This window comes from Streptomyces sp. NRRL F-5727 (assembly GCF_000719555.1).
Lineage (GTDB): Bacteria > Actinomycetota > Actinomycetes > Streptomycetales > Streptomycetaceae > Streptomyces.
Genome location: NZ_JOGX01000002.1, coordinates 1 through 9,887 on the forward strand (window position 1 = coordinate 1; position 9,887 = coordinate 9,887).

Here is a 9,887-nt window from a genome sequence, read left to right on the forward strand (position 1 = left end):
TCCAGTACGAGGACTTCCACCCGGCACGCCGAGAGCACGCACCTGACGCCGCGGGGCCGCCCTTCGGGCGACGACGGGAGTTTGACGACAGGACCTAGAGCCCCAGCTGCTTCGTGGAGCTCAGCAGCTCGATGGCGTCCGGCTCGCCCTCCAGGCCCACCTTCGCCACCTCCGTACGCCCGTACAGGTACATCGTCAGCTCGCCCGGCTCCCCGGAGACCGTCACCACCGGGGTGCCGCGGTGCGCGACCACCGTCTGGCCGTTCGGGCGGCGCAGCACCAGACCGACCGGGGCCTTCCGGCCGAGCAGCCGGGCGCCCTTCTCCAGCCGGGACCAAAGGGCGTCCGCGAAGACCGGGTCCAGCTCCCGCGCCGACCAGCCGGGCTGGGCCCGCCGGACGTCCTCGGCGTGGACGTAGAACTCGACGACGTTCGCCCCCTCGTCCACCTGCTTGACCGCGAACGGCGAGAACCGCGGCGGACCCGTCCGGACGAGCCGGATCAGCTCCTCGTACGGCTTCGCCGCGAACTCGTCCTGCACCCGCTGCAGCCGCTCCCTCAGCGCCGGTACGAGCGTCCCGGCCGCCGCGTCCGGGCGCCGCTCCCGCACCACCACGTGCGCCGCGAGGTCCCGGGTCCGCCAGCCCTCGCACAGCGTCGCGGCGTCCGGACCGGCCGCCTCCAACAGATCAGCGAGCAGAAGCCGTTCACGTTTGGCATGGGTCGACATGCCCGCCAGCGTACGACCGCTCCGCGCCGTCCGCCCAGTGGACGCCCCGCCGGACACCCCCGCGCGTCACGGCACAATGGCGTCATGCCCAGCACGCCCCGGACCCCCAGCGACCTCGACCCGGCCATCGCCGCCCGCCTCAAGCGCAGCGCGGACGGCCTGGTCCCGGCCATCGCCCAGCAGTACGACACCGGCGAGGTGCTCATGCTCGGCTGGATGGACGACGAGGCCCTGCACCGCACCCTCACCACCGGCCGCTGCACCTACTGGTCCCGCAGCCGGAACGAGTACTGGGTCAAGGGCGACACCTCCGGGCACGTCCAGCACGTCAAGTCCGTCGCCCTCGACTGCGACGCCGACACCGTCCTCGTCAAGGTCGACCAGGTCGGCGCCGCCTGCCACACCGGCACCCGCACCTGCTTCGACACCGACGTGCTCCTCCCCGCGGCCGAGTAGGGTCTGGCGCCATGGATCTCGAGACCTTCCGCAAGCTGGCGGCGGACCGCCGCGTCATCCCCGTCAGCCGCAGGCTCCTCGCGGACGGCGACACCCCGGTCGGGCTCTACCGCAAGCTCGCCGCCGAACGCCCCGGCACCTTCCTCCTCGAATCCGCGGAGAACGGCCGCAGCTGGTCCCGCTACTCCTTCATCGGCGTCCGCAGCGACGCCACCCTCACCGTGAAGGACGGCGAGGCCCACTGGCTCGGCACGCCGCCCGTCGGCGTCCCCGTCGACGGCGACCCGCTCGCCGCCCTCCGCGCCACCGTCGAGACCCTCCACACCCCCCGCGACCTGGCCGGCGGCCTCCCGCCGTTCACCGGCGGCATGGTCGGCTACCTCGGGTACGACATCGTCCGCCGCCTGGAGCGCATCGGCGACTCCACCCGCGACGACCTGGAGTTCCCCGAGCTCACCATGCTGCTCACCAGTGACCTCGCCGTCCTCGACCACTGGGACGGCTCGGTCCTGCTGATCGCCAACGCGATCAACCACAACGACCTGGAGACCGGCGTCGACGAGGCGTACGCGCACGCCGTCGCCCGCCTCGACGCGATGGAGGCCGACCTGGCCCGCCCCGTCGCCACCACCCCCGTCGCCCTCCCGGCCTCCGAGCTCCCCGAGTACTCCGCGCTCTGGGGCGGCCCGGCGTACCAGGACGCCGTCGACGACATCAAGGAGCGCATCCGGTCCGGCGAGGCGTTCCAGGTCGTCCCCTCGCAGCGCTTCGAGACCCCCTGCGCCGCCTCCGCCCTCGACGTCTACCGGGTCCTGCGGGCCACCAACCCGTCCCCGTACATGTACCTCTTCCGGTTCGAGAACGGCTTCGACGTCGTCGGCTCCAGCCCCGAGGCCCTCGTCAAGGTCGAGGACGGGCAGGCGATGCTCCACCCCATCGCCGGCACCCGGCACCGCGGCGCCACCCCGCAGGAGGACCACGACCTCGCCGAGGAGCTGCTCGCCGACCCCAAGGAGCGCGCCGAGCACCTGATGCTCGTCGACCTCGGCCGCAACGACCTCGGCCGGGTCTGCGCCCCCGGCTCCGTCGAGGTCGTCGACTTCATGTCGATCGAGCGGTACTCCCACGTCATGCACATCGTCTCCACCGTCACCGGCCGGGTCGCCGAGGGGCGGACCGCCTTCGACGTCCTCACCGCCTGCTTCCCCGCCGGCACCCTCTCCGGCGCGCCCAAGCCCCGCGCGATGCAGATCATCGAGGAGCTGGAGCCCTCCCGGCGCGGCCTGTACGGCGGGTGCGTCGGCTACCTGGACTTCGCCGGCGACTCCGACACCGCCATCGCCATCCGCACCGCCCTGCTCCGCGACGGCACCGCGTACGTCCAGGCCGGAGCGGGCGTCGTCGCCGACTCCGACCCGGCCGCCGAGGACGCCGAGTGCCGCAACAAGGCCGCCGCCGTCCTCCGCGCCGTCCACACCGCCAACCGGATGAAAGGTTCATCGCAGCCGTAGGGGATAGTGGGGTACGTGAGTGCCGTACCCGTACCCCAGCCCCGCGCCGCCCGCGCGGCCGTCACCTCCGGCGGCCGGCGGAGCCTCGCCGTCGCCCTGCTCCTCGGTGCCCTCGGGGCCACCGTCGTACTGCTCTCCGCCGGCCAGATCTGGGCCGAGGGCACCGCGTCGGTCGCCGGGGGCACCGTCCCCGTCGAGGCCGACGGCGGCACCGTCACCGGCGTCCCGACCGCCCTCGCGATCGTCGGCCTCGCCGCCCTCGTCGCCGTCTTCGCCGTCCGCCGGGCCGGCCGCACCCTCGTCGCCGGGCTCCTCGCCCTCAGCGGCGCCGGCGCCGCCCTCGCCGCCCTCCTCGGCGCCTCCGACAGCGCCGCCCTCGACGCCGAGGCCGCCCGGATCAGCGGCGACACCGCCGCCGCCGTCGCCGGTCTCAGCCACACGGCCTGGCCCTACGTCGCCGCCGCCGGCGCCCTGCTCATCCTCGTCGCCGGCCTCTTCGCCCTCCGCTACGGCAAGAGCTGGCCCGCGATGGGCGGCCGCTACGAGCGCTCCGGCGCGCCCCGCGCGGCGCGCCGCCCCGCCGCCGGCGACCCCGACCGGCCCGAGGACCTGTGGAAGGCGCTCGACCGCGGCGAGGACCCGACACACGACGCGTGATCGTCCGGGACCCCCCGAGTCACCTCCGCGGGGTCATGTGCGGAAGAATGACGCCGTCATCACATGACGGCCGTCGTCTTCGACGTCACCACCGAGCAACATCTACGAGGAGCAACTCATGGCGGGCAGCGCCCACGGACACACCCCGGCCGCCTGGACCGGTGTCATCATCTCCTTCATCGGCTTCTGCATCGCCGGAGTCTTCATGGTGGCGGCGAACGTGCCCGGCTTCTGGGCCGGTATCGGCGTCATCGTGCTCGGCGGTGTCGTCGGCGGCGCGATGAAGATCGCCGGTCTCGGCATGCCCAAGGAGTCCCAGGCCGTCATCGACGCCCGCGAGAGCGCGACCGCCGCGGCCAAGGCCCGCGCCTGACCCCGAGCCCCCAGGGCCCACGGGACGCGCGCACCACACGAACGGCGCAGTCCGGCACCGCCGGGCTGCGCCGTCGTGCGTCCCGCCGCCTCCCGGGCGACAATCACCGCGTGACCGCCGAGCCGCCGCCGCAGACCACCCCGCCCGCCCCGCAGCCCGTCCCGCCCCTCCTGCCGAGGCCGCTCACCGAGGCCGAGGAGTTCCGGCGGCGCCTGCTCCGGCGGCGGCTGCTCGCCCCGCTCGCCACCCTCGCCGGCACCGCCGCCGCCTTCACCTACGTCGGCCTCGTCGACCCCAACGAACCGGGCCACTACCCGGTCTGCCCGCTGCTCCGCCTCACCGGCCTGTACTGCCCCGGCTGCGGCGGCCTGCGCAGCGCCCACGCCGTCGCCCACGGCGACCTCGCCGCCGCCCTCGGCGCCAACGCGCTCGCCGTCGCCGGCTACGCGGTCTGCGCGGTCCTCATGGCGGTCTGGCTGGTTCACGCCGTCCGCGGCGCGCCGACCCGGATCACCGTGCGGCCCGCCTGGTGGTGGGCGCTCGGCGCGCTGACCGCGGCGTTCGCCGTGGTGCGGAACCTGCCGTTCGGCTCCGCGCTCGTCCCGTGAAGTCCCAGGGATTGGGACACCGCGCCGCTCGATGCGGATCAGACGGCCTCCTGCGGATACCATCGGACATGGCTGAACCGTGTTCATCAGGTTCCGTGGAACCGTCACCGTCCCGGAAGGGGGCCTCTCGCGTGAGTGTGCTCGACGAGATCATCGAAGGCGTGCGCGCCGACCTCGCAGAGCGGCAGGCGCGGGTCTCCCTCGACGAGCTCAAGGAGCGCGCCGCCAAGGCCCCGCAGGCCAAGGACGGGGTCGCCGCGCTGCGCGGCGACGGCGTCACCGTGATCTGCGAGGTCAAGCGCTCCAGCCCGTCCAAGGGAGCGCTCGCGGCGATCGCCGACCCGGCGGGACTCGCCGCCGACTACGAGGCGGGCGGCGCCGCCGTCATCTCCGTCCTCACCGAGCAGCGCCGCTTCGGCGGCTCGCTCGCCGACCTGGAGGCCGTGCGCGCCCGGGTCGACATCCCGGTCCTGCGCAAGGACTTCATCGTCACCGCCTACCAGCTCTGGGAGGCCCGGGCGTACGGAGCGGATCTCGCGCTCCTCATCGTCGCGGCCCTGGAGCAGGAGGCCCTCGTCTCCCTCATCGAGCGCGCCGAGTCCATCGGGCTCACCCCGCTCGTCGAGGTCCACGACGAGGAGGAGGTCGAGCGCGCGGTCGAGGCCGGCGCCCGGATCATCGGCGTCAACGCCCGCAACCTCAAGACCCTCCAGGTCGACCGCTCCACCTTCGAGCGCGTCGCCCCCGAGATCCCGGCCGGCATCGTCAAGGTCGCCGAGTCCGGCGTCCGCGGCCCGCACGACCTCATCGCGTACGCCAACGCCGGCGCCGACGCGGTCCTGGTCGGCGAGTCCCTCGTCACCGGCCGCGACCCGAAGACCGCCGTCGCCGACCTCGTCGCCGCCGGCGCGCACCCGGCCCTGCGGCACGGCCGGAGCTGACGGCCGCGTCATGACCCCTCGCCGCGTCGCCGTGCCGACCGCCCCGGGCTCCACGGCCCAGGGGCCGGTCGGCCTGCGCGCGGTCGCCGTCCCGGCCCACGCCCGGCTCGCCCGCGGCTGCCGGCCCCGGGGCTGCCGGGCGCCGGCCCGCCGGGTCCACGGCCGCCGGGTCCGCCACTGCATCGGCTCCGAACCGGGCACGGTCCCGGGCATGCGATGGCGCGCCCGCCTCACACGCGCGCGCTGACCGCCCCCGGCCCTGTGGGCAGGCGTCCCGCAGGGCGGGACGGGTGGGCACAGGGACGGCGCCCCTGCCGGGCCCAGGCTTTCCGGGCCTGAGCCCGCACCGCCGGTACGGCTCCGTACGGGTGCGGGTCCAGGCACGGGGAGCGGAGGCACCCGCAACGGTGCCGTCCCGTTGTGCCCACCCGTTCCGCCCCGGCGGAACGCATGCCCACAACGGGACGGCGGGGCCGTCACAGAGGCCGCACGCGCGCGCGTGGAAGCGAGTCACGTCCCTCACACGACCGCATCGCCCCGCGAGGAGCAGCATCCGCATGACCAGCGAGTTCTTCATCCCGGACCCGGAGGGCCAGGTCCCGTCGCCCGAGGGTTACTTCGGCGCCTTCGGCGGCAAGTTCATCCCCGAGGCCCTCGTCGCCGCCGTCGACGAGGTCGCCGTCGAGTACGAGAAGGCCAAGAACGACCCCGAGTTCGCCCGCGAGCTCGGCGACCTCATGGCCCACTACACCGGCCGCCCCAGCGCCCTCACCGAGGTGCCCCGGTTCGCCGAGCACGCCGGCGGCGCCCGGATCTTCCTCAAGCGCGAGGACCTCAACCACACCGGCTCGCACAAGATCAACAACGTGCTCGGCCAGGCCCTGCTCACCAAGCGCATGGGCAAGACCCGGGTCATCGCCGAGACCGGCGCCGGCCAGCACGGCGTCGCCACCGCCACCGCCTGCGCCCTCTTCGGCCTCGACTGCACCATCTACATGGGCGAGGTCGACACCCGGCGCCAGGCCCTCAACGTGGCCCGGATGCGGATGCTCGGCGCCGAGGTCATCGCGGTGAAGTCCGGCAGCCGCACCCTCAAGGACGCCATCAACGAGGCGTTCCGCGACTGGGTCGCCAACGTCGACCGCACCCACTACCTCTTCGGGACGGTCGCGGGACCGCACCCCTTCCCCGCGATGGTCCGCGACTTCCACCGGGTCATCGGCGTCGAGGCCCGCCGCCAGCTCCTGGAGCGCGCCGGCCGCCTTCCCGACGCGGCCATCGCCTGCGTCGGCGGCGGCTCCAACGCCATCGGCCTCTTCCACGCCTTCCTGCCCGACACCGGCGTCCGGCTCATCGGCTGCGAGCCGGCCGGCCACGGCGTCGAGACCGGCGAGCACGCGGCCACCCTCACCGCCGGCGAGCCCGGCATCCTGCACGGCTCCCGGTCGTACGTCCTCCAGGACGACGAGGGCCAGATCACCGAGCCGTACTCGATCTCGGCCGGCCTCGACTACCCCGGCATCGGACCCGAGCACGCCTACCTCAAGGACAGCGGCCGCGGCGAGTACCGGGCCGTCACCGACGACGCCGCCATGCAGGCGCTGCGGCTGCTCTCCCGTACCGAGGGCATCATCCCGGCCATCGAGTCGGCCCACGCCCTCGCCGGGGCCCTGGAGGTCGGCAAGGAGCTCGGCAAGGACGCGCTGCTCGTCGTGAACCTCTCCGGCCGCGGCGACAAGGACATGGACACGGCCGCCCGCTACTTCGGCCTGTACGACGAGGAGGGCTCGAAGTGACCACCGGCAACATCCAGCTGCTCGCCGACACCCTGGAGCGCGCCAAGGCCGAGGACCGGGCCGCGCTCATCGCCTACCTCCCGGCCGGCTTCCCGACCGTGGACGGCGGCATCAAGGCCGTCAAGGCCGTCTTCGACGGCGGCGCCGACATCGTCGAGGTCGGCCTCCCGCACAGCGACCCGGTCCTGGACGGCCCCGTCATCCAGACCGCCGACGACATCGCCCTGCGCGGCGGCGTCAAGATCGCCGACGTCATGCGGACCGTGAAGGAGGCCCACGAGGCCACCGGCAAGCCGGTCCTCGTGATGACCTACTGGAACCCGATCGACCGGTACGGCGTCGAGCGCTTCACCGAGGAGCTCGCCGCGGCCGGCGGCGCCGGCTGCATCCTGCCCGACCTGCCGGTCCAGGAGTCCGCCCTGTGGCGGGAGCACGCGGAGCGGCACGGCCTCGCCACCGTCTTCGTCGTCGCCCCCAGCAGCAAGGACGAGCGGCTCGCCACCATCACCGCGGCCGGATCCGGCTTCGTCTACGCCGCCTCCCTGATGGGCGTCACCGGCACCCGCGCCTCGGTCGGCGAGCAGGCCGCCGACCTGGTCCGCCGCACCCGCGTGACCTCGAAGATCCCGGTCTGCGTCGGCCTCGGCGTCTCCAACGCCGACCAGGCCCGCGAGGTCGCCGCCTTCGCCGACGGCGTCATCGTCGGCTCGGCCTTCGTCCAGCGGATCCTCGACGCCGACGGCGACGAGGCCGCCGGACTCGCCGCCGTAAAGGAACTGGCGGCCGAACTCGCCGAGGGCGTGCGCCGCACCCCGTAGTCGATGTAGTCCATTCGGGTGGATATCGGACCGGGGAGGCGCGGACGCGCCTCCCCGGTTCGTTGCTGTGGGCGTGAGCGAGAAGAACCGTGACGGTAGTAACAAGAGCGCGCGGGAGCGCCTCCAGCAGCAGCGCGAGCGCGAGAAGGCCCGGGAGAAGCAGCGGCGGGTCCTGATCGTGACGGCGGGAGTGGTCGGCGTCCTCGGCCTCGCCGCCGTCGTCGGCGTGATCGCCGCCAACAGCGGCAAGGACAGCGACTCGGCCAAGGCCGGGCCCGTCGTCGCCCCCACCGGCTCGATCGAGGGCGACAAGCCGGCCATCCCCACCGGCAAGGCGGACGCCCCGTCCACCCTCCAGATCTGGGAGGACTTCCGCTGCCCCGCCTGCGCCCAGTTCGAGAACGTCATGCGGGACACCATCCACGAGCTGGAGGCCACCGGCGCGCTCAAGGCCGAGTACCACCTCGCCACCCTCATCGACGGCAACATGGGCGGCAGCGGCTCCCTGCGCGCGGCGAACGCGGCGGCCTGCGCCCAGGACGCCGGCAAGTTCACCGCGTACCACGACACGCTCTACATCAACCAGCCGCAGGAGACCGACGACGCCTTCGGCAAGAACGACAAGCTGATCGAGCTGGCCGCCAAGGTCCCCGGCCTCGACACGCCGGCGTTCCGCTCCTGCGTCGAGGACGGCACGCACGACAGCTGGGTCGAGAAGTCCAACGATGCTTTCCAGGCCGGCGGCTTCCGCGGCACCCCCTCCGTGCTGCTCAACGGAGAATCGATCTTCCCGACCAAGGGCGGCGAACAGATCTCGCCGGAGAACCTGAAGAAGTGGGTCGCCGAGGCCAACAAGGGCAAGAAGCCGGGCACGGCCTCCCCCTCGGCCGGACAGTCACCGGCGGGTTAGTTATCCAGACGTTGCCGGGCGGGCTGCCGGTCCGCCCGCCCGGCAGGGTAGCGTCGGACCTGCCATGGACCTTGCCTACATTCCCAGCCCGTCGACCGGTGTCATCCACCTCGGACCGATCCCGCTGCGCGGCTACGCCTTCTGCATCATCCTCGGTGTCTTCGTCGCCGTCTGGCTCGGCAACAAGCGCTGGATCGCCCGGGGCGGCACCGCCGGCACCGTGGCCGACATCGCCGTCTGGGCGGTGCCCTTCGGCCTGGTCGGCGGACGCCTCTACCACGTGATCACCGACTACCAGCTGTACTTCAGCGAGGGTGAGAACTGGGTCGACGCCTTCAAGATCTGGGAGGGCGGCCTCGGCATCTGGGGCGCCATCGCCTTCGGCGCCGTCGGTGCCTGGATCGGCTGCCGCCGCCGGGGCATCCCGCTTCCCGCGTACGCGGACGCCATCGCCCCCGGCATCGCCCTCGCCCAGGCCATCGGCCGCTGGGGCAACTGGTTCAACCAGGAGCTGTACGGCAAGCCGACCGACCTGCCGTGGGCGCTGAAGATCACCGAGAGCGCCAACCGCGAGGCCGGGCTCTACCACCCGACCTTCCTGTACGAGTCGCTCTGGTGCGTCGGCGTCGCCCTCCTCGTCATCTGGGCCGACCGCCGCTTCACGCTCGGCCACGGCCGCGCCTTCGCCCTCTACGTGGCCGCCTACTGCGCCGGCCGCGTCTGGACCGAGTACCTGCGCGTCGACGAGGCCCACCACATCCTGGGCCTGCGCCTCAACGTGTGGACCGCGATCGTCGTCTTCCTGCTCGCCGTGGTCTACATGGTCCTCTCGGCGCGGATGCGCCCGGGCCGCGAGGAGATCGTGGAGCCGCGCTCCCGCAAGGCCGTGGAGCCCGCCGGGGACGCCGACGAGGACGCGGCCGACGGCAAGGACGCGGACACGGACGCGGACCCGGCGGAGGCCGTCGAGGAGCCGGCCGACGAGGCGGAGAACGGGGCCGGGAACGGCGCCGGGTCGGCCGCCAAGGGCTGACACCGCCTTCCGTACCGAGACGAGGGCCGCCGGGACCGAGAGGTTCCGGCGGCC

Annotated in this window: 12 protein-coding genes; 11 read left to right on the forward strand and 1 reads right to left on the reverse strand. The window is 73.6% G+C overall.

The annotated features are described in order from the left end of the window. Nucleotides 1–94 precede the first annotated feature (94 nt). Nucleotides 95–730, reverse strand: coding sequence for a TIGR03085 family metal-binding protein (locus tag IF73_RS0101565; protein ID WP_031002570.1), 636 nt, complete (start codon nt 728–730; stop codon nt 95–97). Between the two features lie 84 nt (nt 731–814). On the opposite strand from IF73_RS0101565, the gene hisI reads away from it, so the two are divergent. The 11 genes from hisI to lgt all read left to right on the forward strand — a co-directional run bounded on the left by hisI (nt 815) and on the right by lgt (nt 9,833). Continuing rightward, the gene (gene hisI, locus IF73_RS0101570) at nt 815–1,186 is read left to right on the forward strand and encodes a phosphoribosyl-AMP cyclohydrolase (protein ID WP_031002571.1); all 372 of its coding nucleotides are present in this window, start codon (nt 815–817) and stop codon (nt 1,184–1,186) included. Between the two features lie 11 nt (nt 1,187–1,197). Beyond that, nucleotides 1,198–2,697: an anthranilate synthase component I gene (locus tag IF73_RS0101575; protein WP_031002574.1), complete on the forward strand. Its 1,500-nt coding sequence runs from the start codon at nt 1,198–1,200 to the stop codon at nt 2,695–2,697. A 6-nt stretch (nt 2,698–2,703) separates the two neighbouring features. Continuing rightward, a complete protein-coding gene (locus IF73_RS0101580) occupies nt 2,704–3,354 on the forward strand; it encodes a TIGR02234 family membrane protein (RefSeq protein WP_031002576.1) in 651 nt (216 codons plus the stop codon). A 118-nt stretch (nt 3,355–3,472) separates the two neighbouring features. Further along, nucleotides 3,473–3,727 carry an HGxxPAAW family protein gene (locus IF73_RS41780; RefSeq protein ID WP_031002578.1) on the forward strand — a complete coding sequence of 85 codons (255 nt, stop codon included), beginning with the start codon at nt 3,473–3,475 and terminating at the stop codon, nt 3,725–3,727. A gap of 110 nt (nt 3,728–3,837) precedes the next feature. After that, nucleotides 3,838–4,335: a DUF2752 domain-containing protein gene (locus tag IF73_RS41785; protein ID WP_031002581.1), complete on the forward strand. Its 498-nt coding sequence runs from the start codon at nt 3,838–3,840 to the stop codon at nt 4,333–4,335. Nucleotides 4,336–4,466: 131 nt separating this feature from the next. Beyond that, the gene (gene trpC, locus IF73_RS0101595) at nt 4,467–5,276 is read left to right on the forward strand and encodes an indole-3-glycerol phosphate synthase TrpC (RefSeq protein WP_031002583.1); all 810 of its coding nucleotides are present in this window, start codon (nt 4,467–4,469) and stop codon (nt 5,274–5,276) included. Between the two features lie 10 nt (nt 5,277–5,286). Then, entirely contained in the window at nt 5,287–5,523 is a 237-nt protein-coding gene (gene trpM, locus IF73_RS0101600; RefSeq protein ID WP_031002585.1) for a tryptophan biosynthesis modulator TrpM, read from the forward strand. A 310-nt stretch (nt 5,524–5,833) separates the two neighbouring features. Further along, nucleotides 5,834–7,072: a tryptophan synthase subunit beta gene (trpB, locus tag IF73_RS0101605; RefSeq protein ID WP_037878060.1), complete on the forward strand. Its 1,239-nt coding sequence runs from the start codon at nt 5,834–5,836 to the stop codon at nt 7,070–7,072. Continuing rightward, nucleotides 7,069–7,890, forward strand: coding sequence for a tryptophan synthase subunit alpha (gene trpA, locus IF73_RS0101610; RefSeq protein ID WP_031002589.1), 822 nt, complete (start codon nt 7,069–7,071; stop codon nt 7,888–7,890). Before trpB ends, trpA begins: the two co-directional genes overlap by 4 nt. 73 nt (nt 7,891–7,963) lie before the next feature. Next, complete coding sequence (locus tag IF73_RS0101615) at nt 7,964–8,800, forward strand: DsbA family protein (protein WP_031002591.1); 837 nt, start codon at nt 7,964–7,966, stop codon at nt 8,798–8,800. 64 nt (nt 8,801–8,864) lie between these two features. Next, on the forward strand, nt 8,865–9,833 hold the full coding sequence (gene lgt, locus IF73_RS0101620) for a prolipoprotein diacylglyceryl transferase (RefSeq protein WP_031002593.1): 969 nt from the start codon (nt 8,865–8,867) through the stop codon (nt 9,831–9,833). The last annotated feature ends 54 nt before the right edge of the window (nt 9,834–9,887 follow it).

What these genes read in the sequence shown, in the direction of transcription:
- IF73_RS0101565 (WP_031002570.1), bottom strand. Translation starts at nt 730, where the DNA reads ATGTCGACCCATGCCAAACGTGAACGGCTTCTGCTCGCTGATCTGTTG.
- hisI (WP_031002571.1), top strand. Translation starts at nt 815, where the DNA reads ATGCCCAGCACGCCCCGGACCCCCAGCGACCTCGACCCGGCCATCGCC.
- IF73_RS0101575 (WP_031002574.1), top strand. Translation starts at nt 1,198, where the DNA reads ATGGATCTCGAGACCTTCCGCAAGCTGGCGGCGGACCGCCGCGTCATC.
- IF73_RS41780 (WP_031002578.1), top strand. Translation starts at nt 3,473, where the DNA reads ATGGCGGGCAGCGCCCACGGACACACCCCGGCCGCCTGGACCGGTGTC.
- trpM (WP_031002585.1), top strand. Translation starts at nt 5,287, where the DNA reads ATGACCCCTCGCCGCGTCGCCGTGCCGACCGCCCCGGGCTCCACGGCC.
- trpB (WP_037878060.1), top strand. Translation starts at nt 5,834, where the DNA reads ATGACCAGCGAGTTCTTCATCCCGGACCCGGAGGGCCAGGTCCCGTCG.
- lgt (WP_031002593.1), top strand. Translation starts at nt 8,865, where the DNA reads ATGGACCTTGCCTACATTCCCAGCCCGTCGACCGGTGTCATCCACCTC.